Consider the following 19,837-nt stretch of genomic DNA (forward strand, 5'->3'; position numbering starts at 1 on the left):
TTCCCGGCAACGCACGACAAAAAGAACAGCCGCCTCGTGCCGCCGGGGAACTGATGAAAAAACGCGCTTTGACGCCGCGGATAACACCGACTTTGAACGACTTTTGTTCCGGGAGGCAAGGAAAATGACATGCTCACGCCGTAAATTTGTCCTCGGCATGGGATCGGTGATTTTTTTCAGCGCCCCGCTGTTCTCCGCTTTGGGCGGAACCGATAAAAACAAACCCGGGCGCTACGCCATGATCCACGATGAAGTGCTGTGTAACGGCTGCAATATTTGCACCGTGGCCTGCCATAAAGTGAACAAAGTCCCGGTCGGCGCGGCGCGCATGAGTATCGCTCACATTGCGATGACGCCCCCCGAGCAGGGGAATAGCTATCACTTTTTTCGCCATTCCTGCCAGCAGTGTGAAGATGCTCCGTGCATCGCCGTGTGCCCGACCGGCTCCTCTTATCGGGATGAAAACAACGGTATCGTGCGGGTGAACCAGGCGAAATGCATCGGCTGTAGCTACTGTATTTCCGCCTGTCCCTATCAGGTGCGCTACCTCAATCCGCGCACCCGCGTGGCCGATAAATGCGATTTTTGTCTGGAATCGCGGCTGCAAAAAGGCTTCGCGCCGATCTGCGTCAGCGCCTGTCCGCAAAATGCGCTTATTTTCGGACCTGAGGACAGCGAACCGGTTCAGACCTGGCTGAAAACGCATGAGTATTACCAGTATCAACTCCCCAATGTCGGTAAGCCGTATCTTTATCGTCGCCCTGGCCCCCACGATATCGAAAAGGTGACTGTATGAATATTATGCCGAATGCCGAGCAGTTTCAGGCTCAGCTTTATCAATATGTTTATATCTATACGCCCGATTTCTGGCCGGTATGGCTTATTCTGGCCGGGGTGTTATTGGTCGGTATGCTGGGCGTACTCACGCTGCATGGGCTACTGCGTTACAAATTCGCGTCGCCGCACGCCGTTTCACATGAAGAGAAGGTATACCTCTATTCACGGGCCATCCGTTGCTGGCACTGGAGCAACGCGCTGCTGTTTATTTTGCTGCTCGGCAGCGGCTTGCTGAATCACTTTGCCATTGGCTCGGTCAACGACACCGTTACGCTGGCGGCGCTGCATGAACTGTGCGGCTACCTGCTGTTGGTAAGCTGGGTCGCGTTTGTCCTGATCAACGCGTTTGGCGGTAACGGCAAGCACTACATTATCGACCGTAAAAGCTGGGGGCAGCGCGCCTTTCTACAGGTGCGTTTCTACCTGTACGGCATCATCAAAGGGGAAGACCATCCGTTCCCGGCAACGCCGCGCGCCAAGTTTAATCCGCTGCAACAGGCGGCTTATCTTGGCGTGATGTACGCGCTGCTGCCGGCGTTGCTGGCGACGGGGGTGCTGTTAAGCAACCCGCTGTGGCTCCCGGCCGATTTTGTGCTGGTCAAAGCCTGGCTGCTGCCGCTGCACCTGGCGCTGGCCGTCGCCAGCCTGTTCTTCCTTTGCGGGCATATCTATCTGTGCACCACGGGGCGTACGCCCACCCAAACGTTCCGCTGCATGATCGATGGTTATCACCGGCACTGAGCGGGAAAATAAGCGACGCGGATATCAGGCGAGAATGAACAAAATTACCCGGCAGCAATTACATTCATTACAGGTCAGCCCGCGGATTTATCGCTGGTTCCTGCGCCGTTTCCCGCAGGGCGGGGATTATCAGGATATTCACTATGCCCTGATGTGCGACGGGTACGTTGAATGGCTGGAAAGCCTGGTGGAGTACGGCTATTCATTGGGCTTCGACTCGCCGCAGTTTATCCGGCAGGAAACCAAGGCCACGCGGGCGATGATTGATCGACTGACCACCGGCGACGCCGGGATCATACAGGTCACGCCCCGTTATCGCTCGGTAAAACATACGCCGGAAATCCCCGATGAGGTGCAGTTAGCCACCGGCGACCAGGCGCTGGATATCGGCTGCATCGGCCTGCAAAGCAAAGTCGCGACGTCAGGCGCCTATAACTTTATCGGTCATTCAGGCGAAAACAGCGCCATCGCCAGCGTCGGCTACGCCTGCCAACTGGTCAGTTCCGGCTTTGCCGTCAAGATCAGCAATACGGGTCAGCACTGTCGAATCGGCAGTCTGGGCGGGCGGGCGCGCATCAGCAACAGTGGAAACTCCGCGAAAATCAGCGGCGCGGGCCGGGGAACGCATATCGCCAACAGCGGCATGCGCAGCTATATCAGCGGCACGGGCGAAGCAACGAACATCGCCAACGCCGGCGATATGTGCAAAATCGGCCTTGCCGCGCATGAAAGCCGAATCGCCAATACGGGCGACAACGTCGCCATCAGGGTAACGGGCGAAAACGCCGTAGTCGTCTCGTCAGGTAGTCTGCATACGCTGGTTCTAGGGAAAGGCGGCTGCGCCGCATTGACCTATCACGATGGCGCCCGCACTCGCTTTCTGGTGGTATATGAGGGTGAGAATGGCATCACGGCGGGAGTAAAATATCGGCTTAACGCCCGGTTTCAGTTGGAAGCGTTCGAATGATGCCGCGCGCAGCGGCGCAAGTCCCCCCTCCGGACCTCTCCCTTGTTAAGCAGAGGCCCGGAGGGGGATTACAAACGGCTATAGCCGTATCGGTTTGATATTCCAGATTTCTTCCGCGTATTCAGCGATCGTTCGGTCCGACGAAAAGTAGCCCATATTGGCAATGTTATGCACGGTGCAGCGCGTCCATTCGTCTTCATTGCGGTACAGTTCATCCACCCGGTCCTGCGTATCCACATAGCTGCGGTAGTCCGCCAGCAGTTGATAGTAGTCGCCAAAGTTCACCAGCGAATCAAACAGGTCGCTGTAGCGTCGGGTGTCCTCCGGGCTGAAGATCCCCGTCGCGATCTGCGTCAGCACCCGATGCAACTCATCATCGTTATTGTAGTATTCACGCGGGTTGTAACCATTTTGCCGCAGATCTTCCACTTCATCCGCCGTGTTGCCGAAGATAAACATGTTTTCTTCACCAATATGCTCCAGCATTTCAACGTTCGCGCCATCCAGCGTACCGATGGTCAAGGCGCCATTCAAGGCGAACTTCATGTTGCTGGTGCCGGACGCCTCGGTTCCCGCCAGCGAAATCTGCTCGGAGAGATCCGCCGCCGGAATAATGATCTGCGCCAGGCTGACGCCGTAGTTGGGAATAAACACCACTTTCAGACGATCGTGCAAAGCCGGATCGTTGTTGATCACCTTCGCCACGTCGTTGATCAGATTGATAATATGCTTCGCCATGTAATAGGCCGACGCCGCTTTGCCGGCGAAAATCGCCACCCGCGGCACCCGATCAAGTTCCGGATCGTCCTTGATGCGGTTGTAGAGCGTGATAATGTGCAACACGTTCAGCAGTTGCCGTTTGTACTCATGAATGCGCTTAATTTGCACGTCAAACAGCGCTTCCGGGTTGACGACAATATTCAGGTTTTCCGCAATGTAGTCAGCCAGACGTTCTTTATTCTCCAGTTTGGCCTGACGGACTTTCTGCACAAAAGCCGGGTAATCAATATGCTGCTTAAGCTCGCTTAGTTGACTCAGATCGGTACGCCAGTTATGCCCGATGGTCTCGTCCAGCAGTTTAGACAACGGACGATTCGCCAACGCCAGCCAGCGTCTGGGAGTTACGCCGTTGGTTTTATTACAGAAGCGGTTGGGGAACAGTTTGGCGAAGTCGGCAAACAGCGACTGCACCATCAGATCTGAATGCAACTCCGACACCCCATTCACTTTGTGACATGCCACCACCGCCAGCCAGGCCATGCGGACTTTACGCCCGTTGGTTTCTTCAATAATGGAAACCCGCGCCAGCATATCGTTGTCGCCGGGAAACTGCTGTTGGACGAAGGCCAGAAAATGCTCGTTAATCTCGAAAATCAATTGCAGATGGCGCGGCAGAATCTTGCCCAGCATATCCACCGGCCAGGTTTCCAGCGCTTCCTGCATCAGGGTATGGTTGGTATAGGAAAAGACCTGAATAACCACGTCCCAGGCGTCCTGCCATTTGAACTTATGCTCATCAATCAGCAGGCGCATCAATTCAGGGATCGCCAGCACCGGGTGGGTATCATTCAGGTGGATGGCGAATTTCTCCGCCAGATTGTCGTAGGTTTTATGCATCATCCAGTGGCGGTTGAGAATATCCTGCACCGTGGCGGAAACCAGGAAATATTCCTGACGCAGGCGCAGCTCGCGCCCTGAATAGGTTGAATCATCAGGATAAAGCACCCGGGATACGTTTTCCGAATGGTTTTTATCTTCAACCGCCGCGAAATAGTCGCCCTGATTGAATTTACCCAGATTGATTTCATTACTGGCCTGCGCGCTCCACAAACGCAGCGTATTGGTGGCATCGGTGTCAAAACCGGGAATAATCTGGTCGTAAGCGCAGGCGATGACCTCTTCGGTTTCCAGCCAGCGGGCTTTGGTGCCCTCCTGTTGAATACGCCCGCCGAAGCGCACTTTGTAACGCGTGCTGTGACGGGGGAATTCCCACGAATTGCCATATTCCAGCCAGTAATCCGGCGACTCCGCCTGCTGCCCGTTAATGATATTCTGCTTGAACATGCCGTATTCATAACGAATGCCGTAGCCGCGCCCCGGCAGCGCCATAGTGGCTAACGAATCCAGAAAACAGGCCGCCAGCCGCCCGAGGCCGCCATTGCCTAAGCCGGGATCGTTCTCTTCCTGTAAAAGCTCATCCAGCTCCAGCCCCATACCATCCAGCGCGGCTTTTAAATCGTCGTACAACCCCATCGCCAGTAATGCATTGGATAACGTGCGCCCCAGCAAAAACTCCATGGAAAGGTAATAGACCTGGCGGACATCCTGCGACAGTTGCGCCCGGTTAGAGCGTAGCCAGCGCTCAACCATGCGATCGCGCACCGCCAGCAAAGTGGCATTCAGCCAGTCATGCTTGGTGGCGATGGCCGGATCTTTACCCACGGCGAACATGAGTTTGTAAGCGATAGAGTGTTTCAACGCTTCCACACTGAGCGTTGGTGAAGCATAAATAAACGGCGTGTTCATAATATTCATTCCCCAGTGAGTGTCACGATACCCGCCTTCGTTCAAGCCGACGCACTCCGGCGTCTTGAAAGCCATCAGGTATATAAGCGTTGATACAGCGTACGATAAGCCTGCGCGGCCACCTGCCAACTGAAGTCCATCGCCATCGCCTGACGCTGTACGTAGCGCCAGAGCGTCGGACGGGCCCACAGTACAAATACGCGACGAATTGCCCGGGATAGCGATCCAACGTTGCAATCGTTAAACACAAAACCACTCGCCAGACCGTCCGCCAGATTTTCCAGCGAGCAGTCCGCCACCGTGTCCGCCAGACCGCCGGTACGGCGCACCAGCGGCAACGTGCCATATTTCAGTCCATACAGCTGCGTTAACCCACAGGGTTCAAACCGACTGGGCACCATGATGACATCCGCCCCGCCGATAATTCGGTGAGAAAATGCTTCGTGATAACCAATCTGCACCCCGACCTGACCATGATATTTTGCGGCGGCGGCCAGAAACCCTTCCTGTAAAGCCGCATCCCCCGCCCCCAGCACCACCAGTTGTCCGCCCTGATCCAGCAAATCAGGAACCGCGCTCAATGCGACATCCAGCCCTTTCTGGCTGGTAAGACGACTGACGATGGCGAACACCGGCGCTTTGTCATCCACTTTAAGCCCCATCGCCGTTTGCAGATGCCGCTTATTTTCCGCCTTGTTTGCCAGCACATCCCGGCTGTAATGGCTGGTCAATAAGGGATCGTGCGCCGGATCCCAAATGGCGCCATCAACCCCGTTGAGAATGCCGGATAAACGCCCTTCCTCTTCACGGGTTTTCAATAGCCCTTCCATGCCGTAACCGTATGCCGGCAGGGTGATTTCATGTGCATAGGTCGGGCTGACCGTGGTGATGTGATCGGCGTAATACAGCCCCGCTTTGAGATACGAAATCTGCCCATAGAACTCCAGCCCATAGACCTGAAAGAAATCCGGCGGCAGTTGCAGCTCAGCCATATGGCGGGCATTAAACAACCCCTGATAGGCTAGATTATGGACGGTAAATACCGATTTTGCCGGATGATTGCGGGCCGCCAGATAGGCGCAGGTCAACCCGGCGTGCCAGTCATGGGCATGTACCACGTCAGGCCGCCAGTAATGATCCAGCCCGCAGGCCATTTCACTCCCCATCCAGCCCAGCAGCGCAAAACGTAAATAGTTGTCCGCATAGGCGTACAACGCAGGATCGTGATAAGGGCTGCCCGCGCGCTGGTACAGCGCCGGCGCATCAATCAGATAGATACCGACGCCGTTAAAATGACCGTACAGCAGGGTGACTCGCCCGGCGAACGTGTCCAGCTCACGTACCACCTGCGTATTGGCGATCCCTTTTTTCAGATCGGGAAACGCCGGCAATATGACCCGGACATCCATGCCGGCCTCAATCTGCGCCGCCGGCAACGCCCCGGTCACATCCGCCAGCCCCCCGGTTTTCAATAGCGGAAACAACTCTGAACAAACGTGTAATACCTGCATTATCACTCCTGTTTTAACCCGATGGTTTTGCGCGGAGAAGACGACGTGAAGACGCATGTCCGGTTGCCCATTACTGGTTTTCCAGCATCGCCCTCGTCACCAGCACAATCCCCTCTTCCGAGCGATAAAACCGACGTTTATCTTCTTCTGCATTTTCACCAATGACCGTGCCTTCCGGGAGTTGGCAGGCACGGTCGATGACACAGCGGCGTAAACGACAGGAGCGCCCGACGGTGACGTCCGGTAACAACACCGTTGAATCAATGCTGCAAAACGAATTCACCCGCACCCGGGGAAACAACACCGAATGCGTCACCACCGAGCCGGAAACAATGCTGCCGCCGGAAACCAGCGAGTTCATGGTCATACCGTGGCTGCCGGAATGATCCTGCACGAACTTCGCCGGCGGCAACGACTCAATCGCCGAGCGAATCGGCCAGGTACGGTCATACATATCCAGTTCCGGCGTCACCGACGCCAAATCAAGATTGGCCTGCCAATAGGCTTCCAGCGTACCGACATCCCGCCAGTAAGGTCGCCCGCTCTCGCCCGACGTCACGCAGGACAGGGTGAACGGATGTGCCCAGGCCGAACGCTGCGCGACAATTTTCGGGATCAGATCCTGACCAAAATCGTGATTGGAATCCGACGCGTTGAGATCCTCTTCCAGCAGGCGATACAGGTAGTCCGCATTAAAAACATAGATCCCCATGCTTGCCAGCGCCATCTCCGGGTTATCCGGCATCGGCATCGGTTGCTCCGGTTTTTCCGCGAAATCGAGGATACGGTGCTGTTTGTCGACGCTCATGACGCCAAAGGCGCTGGCCTCTCGCAGCGGTACGGGCAGGCAGGCCACGGTGCACTCCGCCCCTTTTTCGACGTGGTCGATCAGCATGCGTGAATAATCCATCTTGTAGATATGATCGCCTGCCAGTATCACCACGTATTCCGCCTGATAACGGCGGATAATATCCAGATTCTGACACACCGCATCGGCGGTGCCGCGATACCAGTGTTCGGTGGCGTTACGCTGCTGCGCCGGCAGCAGATCGATAAACTCATTCATTTCCACATTCAGGAAAGACCAGCCGCGCTGAATATGTTGCACCAGCGTATGCGACTGATACTGCGTAATCACGCCGATACGCCGTATGCCGGAATTAAGGCAATTGGACAGGGCAAAATCGATAATGCGGAATTTGCCGCCAAAATGAACGGCGGGTTTGGCTCTCAACGCCGTCAAACCTTTTAAACGTGTTCCCCGGCCGCCGGCCAAAATTAACGCCACCGACTTCAGCGGTAATTGTCTTGCCAGCATCAGGGGATCGTTCTTGTCGTTATTCACCATGGCTAACTCCTTTTTATTTATCTTGTAAGGATACAGACCGCTTGTGCATTCCCTTGCCATATCCCATCGCTGATATGATGCTCTTGCTCATCAAACGGTGGCGATACCTCCCACTGTCCCGCCGGCAGGGTGAAATCTCCCGGGCGCACGCTGGCGTTAATCACCAATAGCCAGCGCTCGGACAGCAGAATCTGTAGCTGGCGTTCCCCCTGCTCCCACTGCCGCGGGGTCAGCGGTTGACCGTTGATATCCAGCCATTGCACGGCGTTATCGCCCTCCCGCCACCATTCTTCCTGCCGCAACGCCGGTATCGCGCGGCGCAGCCGGATTAACCCGGCGGTAAAGCGGCTCAGGGCCTGGTCGGCGTCATCCCAATGCAGCCAGGTCAGTTCGTTGTCCTGACAATAGGCGTTGTTGTTGCCCCGCTGGCTATGCCCCAGCTCATCCCCGGCCAGCAGCATGGGGGTTCCCTGGGATAACAACAGCGTCGTCAGCAACGCCCGCTGGCTGGCGCGACGGCGCCGTTGCGTCTCTTCATCGGCGTCCAGCCCTTCCGTGCCGTGGTTATGACTGAAATTACCGTCAGTGCCGTCGCGGTTATCCTCGCCGTTCGCCTCATTGTGTTTATGGTTAAAACTGACCAAGTCGCGTAGGGTGAAACCATCATGGGCGGTCAGTTTGTTGACCGAGGCGTAAGGCAGACGCTGGCGATGCTGGAAGATGTCGCTGGAGGCGGCAAAACGGCGGGCAAAAACGCCCAGCGGGATATCGCCGTGCAGCCAGAAGCGGCGCATGTCATCACGATAGCGGTCGCTCCATTCGGCAAACGGCGCGGGGAATTGCCCCAGTTGATAGCCGCCGAGGCCCAGATCCCACGGCTCGGCGATCAGCTTACAGCCCTGAAGCCGCCGATCGTTTTGCATTGCGGCGAATAACGGCGCGGAAGCGGTGAAATCAGGGGTGCGCCCCAACACGGTCGCCAGATCGAAACGGAAACCGTCAACGTGGCAGACGTCGCGCCAGAAGCGCAGACAGTCCATCACCCAGTCGATAACCGCCGGATGATTAAGCCGCAGCGTGTTGCCGCAGCCCGTCCAGTTGTGATACTCGCCCTGCTCGTTCAGCCAGTAATAGCTGCGGTTATCAATGCCGCGCAGGGAAAGCGTCGGCCCTTCCACATCCAGCTCGGCGCTGTGGTTGAACACCACATCCAGAATGACTTCGATACCGGCTTTGTGCAGGGCTTTTACCGCGTCCCTGAATTCGTTCAGGGCGTCTTCACCGGCGGCCAGACCGTTATCCGCCGCAAACGGCAGCAATACGTTATAGCCCCAGTAATTACGCAACCCCAGCCGTTGTAGCCGCGGTTCGTCGGCATGTTGCTGGACGGGAAGCAACTCCAGCGCGGTAATGCCCAACGTTTTCAAATAATCGATAATCGCCGGGTGGCCCAGCGCGGCATAGCTGCCGCGCATCGCCTCCGGGATATCGGGATGCAGTTGGGTCAGCCCACGCACGTGAGCTTCGTAAATGACGGTCTGTTGCCAGGGGGTCTGCGGGTAGCTGTCGTCCTGCCAGTCGTAATCCTCATTGGCGACGACGCACTTGGCCATCACCTCCGCGCTGTCGCGCTCATCACGCCGATCGACGCCGCCTTGCAGGCATTCGTCATCGACGACCCAGCCATCCAACTGACGGGCGCAAGGGTCAAGCAACAGTTTGTGCGGATTAAAACGTAAGCCGCGCGCCGGCTCAAAAGGGCCGTCCACCCGGAAGCCATAGCGTAATCCCGGCTGCGCGCCGGGCAGATAGCCATGCCAGATGTCGCCGCTGCGCGCGGTCAATTCCAGCCGTTGCTCCTGCTGGCGTTCATCAAACAGGCAGAGTTCAACCCGCTCGGCATCCGCCGAAAACAGCGCAAAATTGACGCCTTCGCCATCAAAGTGCGATCCCAGCGGAATAGGGCCGCCCGCCTGCAATACCGTCATTCATACCTCCCTCTCCAGATACAACGTCGCCAATGGAGGAATGGTCAGCACCAGCGATTGCGGCCGCTGATGACTACCGATATCTTCGCTGTGCACCGAACCGCCATTACCCAGATTGCTGCCGTGGTAGTACTCGGAATCCGTATTGACGATCTCCCGCCAGCGGCCGGGCTGATTTATACCGATGCGATAGCCGTAGCGCGGCACCGGAGTAAAGTTGCTGACCACCAGAATTTCATTGCCCTGCTCGTCACGGCGCACAAAGGCGAACACCGAGTTTTCGCTGTCGTCCACCACCAGCCACTCGAACCCCTGCGGCTGGAAATCCAGCTGATACAAGGGCGGCTGCCGGCGATAGCAGTGATTGAGATCGCGCACCAGATGCTGAACGCCGCGGTGCCAGCCTTCCGGTTCGTCCAGCAGATGCCAATCCAGGCTGGCGTCGTAATTCCATTCGCGCCCTTGCGCAAACTCACATCCCATAAACAACAGCTTTTTACCGGGATAAGCCCACATAAAGCCGTAGTAAGCCCGCAGATTGGCGAATTTCTGCCAGGCGTCGCCGGGCATTCGGTCAAGCAGCGAACGCTTGCCGTGCACCACCTCATCGTGCGAGATCGGCAAAACGAAATTTTCGCTGTAGGAATACAGCATGCCGAACGTCAGCAGATGATGGTGATATTTGCGATGAACCGGATCGAGCTGCATATAAGACAGGGTGTCGTGCATCCAGCCCATGTTCCACTTGTAGTGAAAACCCAGGCCGTTGCAGTCGGGCGGCAACGTGACCCCGGGATAGTCCGTCGACTCTTCCGCGACGGTAATCGCGCCGGGATAGGCATGACCCAGCATCTGATTGGTATAACGCAGGAAAGCAATCGCTTCGAGGTTCTCTCTGCCGCCATAGTAGTTCGGCACCCACTGCCCTTCATTGCGGCTATAGTCGCGGTAAATCATCGATGCGACGGCATCCACCCGCAGCCCGTCGATGCCATAGTGCTCCATCCAGAACAGGGCGTTGCCTGCCAGATAGTTACGCACCTCATGGCGACCATAGTTGTAAATCAGGGTGTTCCAGTCCTGATGATAGCCTTCACGCGGGTCGGCGTACTCATACAGCGCTGTGCCGTCAAACTGAGCCAGACCATACTCATCGCCGGGGAAATGCCCCGGCACCCAGTCCAGCAGGACGTTAATGCCCGCGTCATGAAAGGCGTCGATGAATTTTCTAAACTCTTGCGGCGTGCCAAAGCGGCGCGTCGGCGCATACAGACCGAGCGGCTGATAACCCCAACTGCCGTCAAACGGATGCTCATTGATCGGCATCAGCTCGATATGGGTAAACCCCATCTCTTTCACATAGGCGATAAGCTGTTCCGCCAGTTCCTGATAGCTGAGCCAGAAATTGTTATCCGTATGCCGCCGCCAGGAGCCGAGATGCACTTCATAAATGGAAATCGGCGCCTGTAACCCGTTCGCCTGACGGCGCGCGTCATCAACCGGCACTTTCTCCGGCAAAGGCGCGATCAGGGAGGCGGTATCAGGACGCATTTGCGCTTCAAAAGCATAGGGGTCGGCTTTCAGACGAACGTTACCGTGGCAATCGATCATCTCATATTTATACAGTTGCCCGGCGGTCACGGCGGGAAGGAACAACTCCCAGACACCGTTTTCTCTTCTAAACCGCATGGGATGACGGCGCCCGTCCCAGAAATTGAACTGCCCGACGACGGAAACACGTTGGGCATTCGGCGCCCAGACGGCAAAACGCGTCCCTTGCACGCCATCCAGCGTGGTCAGATGCGCCCCTAAACGCTCGTAGGGACGTAAATGCGTGCCTTCCGCCAACAGCCAGATATCCAGATCCTGCAACAGCGGGCCAAAGCGATAGGGATCTTCAATCAGCCAGGTCTGCTGCTGCCAGGTGACTTCAAGCTGGTAGCGAAAGGTCTTTTTGCGACGGGGCAACACGGCATAAAAAAACCCCCGCTCATCATAGCGCTCCAACTGCGCCACCTTACGGCCATTACCGCTCTCAACCACCCACACGTCCTGAGCATCGGGCAACAAGGCCCTCACTTCGATTCCCTGTGTGGTTTGGTGCATTCCCAAAAGCGAAAATGGATCAGCGTAATGCCCGTCAATAAGTAAATTAATCGCATCGGAAAAATCTGGCATGGTATCCATCCTCTGATTAACCATTTGAATTAAATAAATATGTTATATAAAAAAGTCATGACGATGCGATTACACCCCCCGGTACAATTAAAAAAATCAATAAAAAACAGAAAGATAGAAAAACAACCAATCAGTTAACTTATAAAAAATAATTTACAGCGTGAAATAAATCATTTAATAACAACCTACTATTTAGCGTAGCCAAAGAATGATGAAATATCTGAGACGCCGCCAAATTTTTTCCGTTTATATTTATACAAATAAGTTATGGAAAAATATTTTGGCCTATATTGCGCCGGTTCAATTCGCCACAAACGGAAAAACGCTATCTTCCTGACATAATTGAGCCGATGCCCTGGTAAATGATTGGGGCGATAATGCCTCGCCTCATGCTGCAACTTCAGGCAAGAAGGGTATAATCCGCCGGAGTAAATATAATTAAGAGTGATTCCCCATGGTCAGCCAGGTCGATCTGATTCTTTCGTTACTGCAACAGATGTGCGTTTATCTGGTTATCGCCTATCTATTAAGTAAAACTCCGTTATTCATTCCGCTGATGCAGGTCACTATCCGCTTGCCCCATAAGCTGGTGTGCTATCTGGTTTTCTCCATGTTCTGCATCATGGGCACCTATTTCGGTCTGCATATTGATGACTCCATCGCCAATACCCGGGCCACCGGCGCGGTGTTGGGCGGGATGCTCGGCGGCCCGTCGGTCGGCTTTCTGGTCGGGCTGACCGGCGGACTGCATCGCTACTCCATGGGGGGGATGACGGCGCTGGCCTGCATGCTGTCGACGATTGTCGAAGGCCTGATTGGCGGGCTGCTGCATCGCTATCTGGTGCGACGCAATCGCATTGACCTGCTGTTTCAGCCGATGGTGGTCGGGTTGACCGCGCTGGTGGCCGAAATACTGCAAATGGTTATTATCCTGCTGGTGTCGCGCCCATTCGGCGACGCCGTGGAACTGGTGAAAGACATCGCCCTGCCGATGATGATCACCAATACTATCGGCTCCGCCATGTTTATGCGTATTCTGCTCGACAGACGCGCTATTTTTGAAAAATATACTTCCGCCTTTTCCGCCAAGGCATTGCAAATCGCCGCCCGGGCCGAAGGGGCGCTGCGCCAGGGCTTTAACGCGCAAAACAGCATGCGCGTCGCCCGTATTTTGTATGAAGAGCTGGGCGTGGGGGCCGTCGCCATTACCGATCGCGAAAAACTGCTGGCGTTTATCGGACTAGGCGACGACCATCATAAGGTCGACTCCCCAATCACCTCCCGCCATACCCATCGGGCCATTGAAAAGAATCAGGTGGTCTATGCCGATGGCAATGAAGTGCCATACACCTGCTCGATTTCTCCCCATTGCAAACTGGGTTCGACGCTGGTTATTCCGTTACGCGGTGAAGAACAACGCGTTATCGGCACGATTAAGCTGTATGAACCCAAAAACAAACTGTTTTCCAGCATCAACCGGACGCTGGGGGAAGGGATCGCCCACCTGCTCTCCGCGCAGATTCTGGCCGGACGGTTCGAAGGACAAAAACAGCTGCTGGTGCAATCGGAAATCAAGCTGTTACACGCTCAGGTTAACCCGCATTTCCTGTTTAACGCGCTCAACACCTTATCCGCGGTGATACGCCGCAACCCTGACCATGCCCGGCAGTTGGTGCTATCCCTGTCGACATTCTTCCGCAAGAACCTAAAACGCAGCAATGATGAAGTGTCGCTCAGCGACGAACTGGAACACGTCAATTCTTATCTGGAAATCGAGAAAGCGCGTTTTGCCGATCATCTTACCGTGGAAATCACGCTGCCAGACGAACTGCTGGAAGCGCGATTACCGGCGTTTTCCCTGCAACCGATTGTCGAAAACGCCATCAAGCATGGTATTTCACAAATGCTCGAATGCGGTCATATCCATATCAACGGCCGCCTGCACGCCAATACGCTGGAGTTGACGGTGGAAGACAATGCGGGCGCCTATCAGCCCCACAGCGGCGGCGACGGACTGGGCATGAACCTGGTGGATCGACGGATTAAAGCCCGCTACGGCAACCGCTATGGCATTACGGTGGTCTGCGAAGCCGATAAATTCACCCGGGTCGAGGTACGCGTACCGTTGATTTCACCGCGCAAAGCGCTGGCGGATAGTGAAAAAGCGGCCTGATGTCATTGCCCCATTAAAAACAATCTGAACATAATCGAAGAGAGCCGAGCGACGATTTAATCGCCGCCGGCTCCCTGCTTATCCAGCACGTCACGCAAAAAATCGCCCAGATAGTTGAAGGCGGCCACCACCAGCACAATGGCGAGTCCGGCAGGCAGCATGTGTTCCGGGTGCGTCAGCATCACGTCTTTCGCTTCGCCCAGCATCGCGCCCCACTCCGGCGTCGGCGGCTGAACGCCAAGTCCGATAAAAGACAGCGCCGACAGCAGCAGGATCACCGCGCCGCTGTCGGTGGTCGCCAGCACCGTCATTTCGGCGGCGGTGACCGGCAGCACATGCCGCAGGATGATATGCCGCGATGGCCCGCCGATAATTTTAGCGTAATGAATATAATGCTTATCGCTATATTGCAGCACGATGCCGCGGATCATCCGGGCGTACCAGGCCCATTTCACCAACAATACCGCCAGAATAATATTCTCCAGCCCCGGCCCCAGGATCCCCACCAACGCAAAGATCATCACTTCGCCGGGAAAGGACAGCATCACATCGGACAAGCGCATCAGAGCCGCATCAACGCGCCCGCGAAAATAGCCCGCCAGCATGCCAATCAACATGCCGAGCGCCAGCGTAACCGCCATCGCCAGCAGCGATACCCACACCGTGGCGCGAATACCGTATAACAGGCGGGAAAACACGCACCGTCCCAGACGGTCGGCGCCCAGCGGATAATGCCAACTGATGGCATGATATTTATCACGCCATGACACCAGCAAAGGATCGTGCGGGGCAATCCACGGCGCCAGCAGCCCCGCCAGCAGAATTACGGCGAGAAAAATCAGACACGCCAGCGCCAGTCGATCCCGCTTCAGCCGCAACCAGAGATGCCGCGTCATCCGGCGATACCGTGACGCAGACGTGGATCGAGCCACATTTGCAGGATATCAATCAGGAAATTCGCCGCCACAAACAGCAGCGCCATTAACAGCACATAGGCCTGAATCACCGGGTAATCACGGTTGAAAATAGCGCTGACGCACAGACGCCCCAGACCGGGCCAGGAAAAGAGGTTTTCGATAATCAGCGTGCCGGCCAGCAGCCTGGGAATACTCATGCCAAGCGCCGCCAGCGGCGAGTAGAGCGCGTTAATCAGCACATGCCGCCACAGGATACGCCGCGCCGTCAACCCGCGGGTATTGGCATAATCGACATAAGGCTGGTTAAGCTGCCCCAGCATATTGTTGCGTAGCAGACGAACATAAGTGCCGATATATCCCAGCGCCAGCGTGAGCGCCGGTAATATCACCGCGCCGGGTTGCTGAATACCGCCGACGGGCAGCCAATCCAGCCTGACCGCCAGCAGCCAGATAAGCAGCAGACCAATCCAGTAATTCGGCATGGCGGTGAGTAAAAAAAGCAGGCTGCGCAGCAGCTTATCCGGCCAGCGCCCTCGGGTTGCCACACACAGCATAGCCAGAGACAGCGACGACAGCAGGATCATGACCAGCGCAGCGGTCGCCAGCCGTAGCGTGGCCGGCAATGCTTGCATTAGCTCGCGCCCTACGCTGGCGCGGGTGACGAACGACGTGCCGAAATCCAGATGCAGGCTGTGTTGCAGCCAGGAAACGTATTGTCGCCAGAGCGGTCGATCCAGACCTAGCTCATGGCGCATCGCGGCAATGGCTTCATCGGTGGGCACGATCATATTCACCCGCAGCGCGACTTCAGCGGGATCGGACGGAGAAAGTTGAATCAGCGCAAACGCAACCCATGATATCGCCAGCAACAGCGGCACCATCATCAGCAGCCGGCGGAGGATATAGCGCGTCATCACCTCTCCCCTAACCTAACGCAACGACATCTTTTCAAATGGAATTTCATACTGCGAGGGATTGAACGTCACGCCTTGCAAATGGGGACTGAATACCGCTTTGGTACGGAAATAGGTCAAAGGAATGTAGACCCCTTCCTGCGCCAGCGTGAGCAATATCCGCCGGTAAAGCGCCCGGCGTTGCGCGTCATCCGGCGTAATCAACACCCTGCCAATCAGCGCATCCAGCTCAGCCTTGTTCGCCAGCCCCTTTTGCCCCTGATAGTCGGCATGGGCGGGTATACGAAACGAGGAAACGTAAGACTGCGGATCGTAAGGTTTTCCCCAGGACAAGGAATATTGCAGATCGAAATCGCCGGATTTTTGCCGATCGAGATAAGCCTGCTTTTCCTCGCCGATCGGCGTGACATCCACCCCGATCCGCCGAAAATCGCTTTGCACCACCTCGGCGATCTGCCGCTCGTCGGCGTTACTGGTGTTGTAAGAGAACACCAGTCGCAGAGGCCGTCCCTGCTTCTCACGGATCGTCCTGCCCGCGGGCAACCGCCATCCCGCCTCGTCCAACAGCGCGCCGGCCTTCGCCATGTCGTAGCGATAGACAGGCAGGTCGTCGATGTCGGCATAAGGAACATTACGGGCCAGCAGCGTGTCCGCCACGCTCTCACCGCCCGCCATCACCCCTTCCGCAATCGCCTGCTTGTCCACCGCGTACTGCAAAGCGAGGCGCACCCGGCGATCGGCGGTGATTTCCCGACTGCTGTTCAGTATCAGCGCGCGTGAGGCGACCGGTTCGCTGATGGCGGAATGAAATTTGCCCGCCGCCTGCAACGCCGCAAAATTATCGCTGTCGATCATGTCGCCATCTGCGCCGAAAATAAGCTGAATATCGCCCTTCTCCAGGGCCAGTAACATACTTTGCCGATCCGGGATCGTTTTCCAGATCACGCTTTTCAACTGCGGCGGCGTTCCCCAGTAATGCGGATTGGCGTTAAACACCGCATACTGATTTTTCACCTGTTCCGCCAATAGCCACGGCCCCGTGCCGGCATAGCCGCTAACGCCGTTTTTAGTCTGACCATCAATAAAATTTTTAGGCGAGATAAAGCGGAAAGGACGCGTCAACCCCAACTCCACCAGTGTGGGATAATAAGGGTTTTTCAGGTGTACGACGAAAGTGCCGTCATCCACCACCTCCGTTCGTTCAATCTGCCGCACTAGTTCCAACCAGGCATGACGCTGATAGTTCGCCAGGATGGCGTCAAAATTCTGCTTCACCGCCTGCGCATCGAATTTCTCACCGTCGCTGAACGTTACGCCCTGACGCAGATGAAAAATATACCGCTTACCGTCCGGCGATATTTCCCAGCGTTGCGCCAGCCACGGCTGAACGCCCTGCTCGGTATTGACGACCAGCGGCTCAAACACCATATTTTGCGCCGCCATCTCACCGCTGTAGAGGTGCGGATTAATATCGCGAATATCTTTGGTGCTGGCATAGTTCAGCGTGTTATCCGCGGCTAATGCCCCGCAGGCCATTAAACCAAGCAGCATGCAACATCCGGCTTGCACACACTGGAAAAAGGCCGCACGCCAAACGGTTCGAATGCCTATCATCTCTTTCCCCGCGGCTATTTCTCCGCACACACCAGAAACATCGGCGTCGAGGCGTAATTCACTTTTTCCGTCTCGTCCCACAGTTCATCGCCCACGCGGGTATCCAGCATAATCTTGCGATAGCCGCACTCGAGCAATGCCTGCGTATCCCACTGCGGACGGCGTTCACGGCTGAGCGGCAACTGGCGGGCGATATTTTCCATCGCGGTGGTATCGGTGTCGACATAGTGATCGTCCAGCCCCAGATAGCGCGCATTGGCACGGTCTTGCAGATAGCCAAGCCGACTCGTCTCATCAAACAGTTGCCGATACCAGTTGGCGTCAAAGTTCACCAACCGTCCCCCGGCGGCCAGCACCCGGTGCCATTCCTGATAGGCGCATTGCGGATCGTCCAGATTCCAGGTCACATTGCGCGTGACGATCAGATCAAAGCTCTCATCCGCAAACGGCAGCGCATGCACATCCGACAACACCAGGTTCACCTCGACGCCGTACTGCGCCGCGTTCTCGCCGGCCTGATCCAACATCGCCTGCGTGATATCCACCGCCGTCACCTGATGCCCGGCCAACGCCAGCGTGATGGCAAAGAACCCCGGCCCGGTTCCCATATCCAGCACTTTCAACCCCGGTTTATCCGGGGCATATTGATGGATTTTTTTCAGCCAGGCGGCGCGTTTGGCGTTGGCCAGCTCGGCGGCATTCAGTTGACTGTAGCTCGCGGCGCGGGATGTCCAATAGCACTGCACATCATCCAATAGCTCACGATTTTCATTTTCGACAAGGAGTTGGCTCACGCGGATCGTCCTGTTAAAGCATTCAGACCAGCATGTACGCCATCAGCAGCACACCGGCAACGAACGGGAATGGATTCTCTTTATGTCCGACTTATAACAGATAGAATTGGCTAATTTAACCGCAGGGTATGAACTTTATAAAAAAGTTCATACTTTTTTGATCTGGCTTAATTTAGGCCGCCCAGGCGGGAGACGTTTCTAAGCGCTAGAAAGAAATGAATATCATTTCGCGAAGGTAATAATGAAGATAGTTTTACAATCTGGCGCTTATTGATAGGCCACAACTGCCAACCTAACGACCGCTATAAACTCCTAACTCAAACTTTCAGAATAAATGCAAAATCTGCGCAACTTCTTGCTCACTTTCCAGCATAAATCACTTTTTGCGCAATGTTTGCAAACGATATGGGAAGTCTGCGCAACTTTTTGCTCAAATTTGACTTAGGGAAAATTTGACTTAAGGTAATTTCCTTAAAAAACAAAAAGATAATTATTGGCATGGGCATTGCTATACGAGCCGGTGCAATCAAGCACCTGTTCAATCAACGTTTTTAATCAACAAGGAGCAAGACCATGCCAACCCCATGTTATATCAGCATCGAAGGGAAAACTCAGGGCAATATCACCGCCGGCGCCTTCACCTCTGACTCTGTCGGCAACATCTACGTGCAGGGCCACGAAGACGAAATGCTGGTGCAGGAATTCAACCACGTGGTCACCGTGCCCACCGACCCGCAGTCCGGGCAGCCGTCCGGCCAGCGCGTGCACAAGCCGTTCAAGTTCACCGTGGCGCTGAACAAGGCGGTGCCGCTGATGTACAACGCCCTGGCCTCCGGCGAAATGCTGCCCACCGTGACCCTGAAGTGGTATCGCACCTCGGTTGAAGGCAAGCAGGAGCACTTCTTCTCCACCATCCTGACCGACGCCACCATCGTGGATATCGACTGCCAGATGCCGCACTGCCAGGACCCGTCGAAGCTGGACTACACCCAGCTGATTCAGGTGTCGCTGGCCTACCGCAAAATCGACTGGGAGCACACCGTGGCCGGGACTTCCGGCTCCGACGACTGGCGCGCGCCGGTCGAAGCGTAATCCTTATGCAACCCGGGCCTGGCCCGGGTTTTTAGCGTGTGCTGCGGTGTGGGCGGCCCCAGCCCCCAGCACAGGCGGTTTATTTTTTATCAGGCAAGAAGATGTCGCACCGGGCGGTAACGGGGCGTGCGGTAGCCATGGCGGAAGGAGAAAAAACACGATGGCAAACAGTACAGGATTACAGTTCACCGTGACGCTCGGCGCGCTGCCGGCCGGCACGTTCGCGGTGGTGGATTT

General features: G+C 55.9%; 15 protein-coding genes. 5 read left to right on the forward strand and 10 right to left on the reverse strand.

Annotated features, from left to right (window positions below; all coding sequences use genetic code 11):
- Positions 1 to 124 precede the first annotated feature (124 nt).
- Genes HOY33_RS17005 through ydhT form a run of 3 tightly spaced genes read left to right on the forward strand, consistent with a single transcriptional unit; the run spans position 125 to position 2,545 of the window.
- Positions 125 to 796 (forward strand): 4Fe-4S dicluster domain-containing protein, encoded by a 672-nt coding sequence (locus HOY33_RS17005; RefSeq protein WP_172291328.1) that lies wholly within the window; start codon positions 125 to 127, stop codon positions 794 to 796.
- The gene (gene phsC / locus HOY33_RS17010) at positions 793 to 1,578 is read left to right on the forward strand and encodes a thiosulfate reductase cytochrome B subunit (RefSeq protein ID WP_172291329.1); all 786 of its coding nucleotides are present in this window, start codon (positions 793 to 795) and stop codon (positions 1,576 to 1,578) included. The genes HOY33_RS17005 and phsC overlap by 4 nt, the downstream gene beginning before the upstream one ends.
- A 34-nt stretch (positions 1,579 to 1,612) precedes the next feature.
- Positions 1,613 to 2,545: a protein YdhT gene (gene ydhT, locus HOY33_RS17015; RefSeq protein WP_172291330.1), complete on the forward strand. Its 933-nt coding sequence runs from the start codon at positions 1,613 to 1,615 to the stop codon at positions 2,543 to 2,545.
- 78 nt (positions 2,546 to 2,623) lie between these two features.
- Here the strand turns inward: ydhT and glgP are convergent, their stop codons facing one another.
- From glgP to glgB, 5 genes are all read right to left on the reverse strand, one after another.
- Complete coding sequence (glgP, locus tag HOY33_RS17020; protein ID WP_172291331.1) at positions 2,624 to 5,071, reverse strand: glycogen phosphorylase; 2,448 nt, start codon at positions 5,069 to 5,071, stop codon at positions 2,624 to 2,626.
- Positions 5,072 to 5,145: 74 nt separating this feature from the next.
- Positions 5,146 to 6,582 carry a glycogen synthase GlgA gene (gene glgA / locus HOY33_RS17025; protein WP_172291332.1) on the reverse strand — a complete coding sequence of 479 codons (1,437 nt, stop codon included), beginning with the start codon at positions 6,580 to 6,582 and terminating at the stop codon, positions 5,146 to 5,148.
- A 70-nt stretch (positions 6,583 to 6,652) separates the two neighbouring features.
- Positions 6,653 to 7,930, reverse strand: coding sequence for a glucose-1-phosphate adenylyltransferase (glgC, locus tag HOY33_RS17030; protein WP_172291333.1), 1,278 nt, complete (start codon positions 7,928 to 7,930; stop codon positions 6,653 to 6,655).
- Positions 7,931 to 7,947: 17 nt separating this feature from the next.
- Entirely contained in the window at positions 7,948 to 9,918 is a 1,971-nt protein-coding gene (glgX, locus tag HOY33_RS17035) for a glycogen debranching protein GlgX (RefSeq protein WP_172291334.1), read from the reverse strand.
- Positions 9,919 to 12,096: a 1,4-alpha-glucan branching enzyme gene (gene glgB, locus HOY33_RS17040; protein WP_172291335.1), complete on the reverse strand. Its 2,178-nt coding sequence runs from the start codon at positions 12,094 to 12,096 to the stop codon at positions 9,919 to 9,921.
- 454 nt (positions 12,097 to 12,550) lie between these two features.
- Here glgB and HOY33_RS17045 point away from each other — a divergent pair, with 454 nt between their 5' ends.
- On the forward strand, positions 12,551 to 14,269 hold the full coding sequence (locus HOY33_RS17045; protein ID WP_172291336.1) for a sensor histidine kinase: 1,719 nt from the start codon (positions 12,551 to 12,553) through the stop codon (positions 14,267 to 14,269).
- Positions 14,270 to 14,325: 56 nt separating this feature from the next.
- Here the strand turns inward: HOY33_RS17045 and opp1C are convergent, their stop codons facing one another.
- The 4 genes from opp1C to HOY33_RS17065 form a co-directional block, all read right to left on the reverse strand.
- Positions 14,326 to 15,165, reverse strand: a complete 840-nt coding sequence (gene opp1C / locus HOY33_RS17050) for a nickel/cobalt ABC transporter permease (RefSeq protein WP_172291337.1) — start codon at positions 15,163 to 15,165, stop codon at positions 14,326 to 14,328.
- Complete coding sequence (opp1B, locus tag HOY33_RS17055) at positions 15,162 to 16,100, reverse strand: nickel/cobalt ABC transporter permease (protein WP_172291338.1); 939 nt, start codon at positions 16,098 to 16,100, stop codon at positions 15,162 to 15,164. Before opp1B ends, opp1C begins: the two co-directional genes overlap by 4 nt.
- Before the next feature lie 15 nt (positions 16,101 to 16,115).
- The gene (gene nikA, locus HOY33_RS17060; RefSeq protein WP_253906987.1) at positions 16,116 to 17,651 is read right to left on the reverse strand and encodes a nickel ABC transporter substrate-binding protein; all 1,536 of its coding nucleotides are present in this window, start codon (positions 17,649 to 17,651) and stop codon (positions 16,116 to 16,118) included.
- 77 nt (positions 17,652 to 17,728) lie between these two features.
- Entirely contained in the window at positions 17,729 to 18,508 is a 780-nt protein-coding gene (locus HOY33_RS17065; RefSeq protein WP_172291340.1) for a class I SAM-dependent methyltransferase, read from the reverse strand.
- Between the two features lie 573 nt (positions 18,509 to 19,081).
- Between HOY33_RS17065 and HOY33_RS17070 the strand changes: the two genes are divergently transcribed.
- Positions 19,082 to 19,600, forward strand: a complete 519-nt coding sequence (locus tag HOY33_RS17070) for an Hcp family type VI secretion system effector (protein WP_172291341.1) — start codon at positions 19,082 to 19,084, stop codon at positions 19,598 to 19,600.
- Positions 19,601 to 19,603: 3 nt separating this feature from the next.
- Here HOY33_RS17070 and HOY33_RS20505 read toward each other — a convergent pair.
- Positions 19,604 to 19,837, reverse strand: a 234-nt coding sequence (locus HOY33_RS20505) for a hypothetical protein (RefSeq protein ID WP_216660553.1), incomplete at its 5' end; no start/stop codon positions are given.

This window comes from Brenneria sp. hezel4-2-4 (genome assembly GCF_013155275.1).
Taxonomy (GTDB): Bacteria; Pseudomonadota; Gammaproteobacteria; order Enterobacterales; family Enterobacteriaceae; genus Brenneria.

What these genes read in the sequence shown, in the direction of transcription:
- opp1C (WP_172291337.1), bottom strand. Translation starts at nt 15,165, where the DNA reads ATGACGCGGCATCTCTGGTTGCGGCTGAAGCGGGATCGACTGGCGCTG.
- HOY33_RS17070 (WP_172291341.1), top strand. Translation starts at nt 19,082, where the DNA reads ATGCCAACCCCATGTTATATCAGCATCGAAGGGAAAACTCAGGGCAAT.
- glgC (WP_172291333.1), bottom strand. Translation starts at nt 7,930, where the DNA reads ATGGTGAATAACGACAAGAACGATCCCCTGATGCTGGCAAGACAATTA.
- glgB (WP_172291335.1), bottom strand. Translation starts at nt 12,096, where the DNA reads ATGCCAGATTTTTCCGATGCGATTAATTTACTTATTGACGGGCATTAC.
- glgP (WP_172291331.1), bottom strand. Translation starts at nt 5,071, where the DNA reads ATGAACACGCCGTTTATTTATGCTTCACCAACGCTCAGTGTGGAAGCG.
- opp1B (WP_172291338.1), bottom strand. Translation starts at nt 16,100, where the DNA reads ATGACGCGCTATATCCTCCGCCGGCTGCTGATGATGGTGCCGCTGTTG.
- ydhT (WP_172291330.1), top strand. Translation starts at nt 1,613, where the DNA reads ATGAACAAAATTACCCGGCAGCAATTACATTCATTACAGGTCAGCCCG.
- glgX (WP_172291334.1), bottom strand. Translation starts at nt 9,918, where the DNA reads ATGACGGTATTGCAGGCGGGCGGCCCTATTCCGCTGGGATCGCACTTT.
- phsC (WP_172291329.1), top strand. Translation starts at nt 793, where the DNA reads ATGAATATTATGCCGAATGCCGAGCAGTTTCAGGCTCAGCTTTATCAA.
- glgA (WP_172291332.1), bottom strand. Translation starts at nt 6,582, where the DNA reads ATGCAGGTATTACACGTTTGTTCAGAGTTGTTTCCGCTATTGAAAACC.
- nikA (WP_253906987.1), bottom strand. Translation starts at nt 17,651, where the DNA reads ATGCTGCTTGGTTTAATGGCCTGCGGGGCATTAGCCGCGGATAACACG.
- HOY33_RS17005 (WP_172291328.1), top strand. Translation starts at nt 125, where the DNA reads ATGACATGCTCACGCCGTAAATTTGTCCTCGGCATGGGATCGGTGATT.
- HOY33_RS17045 (WP_172291336.1), top strand. Translation starts at nt 12,551, where the DNA reads ATGGTCAGCCAGGTCGATCTGATTCTTTCGTTACTGCAACAGATGTGC.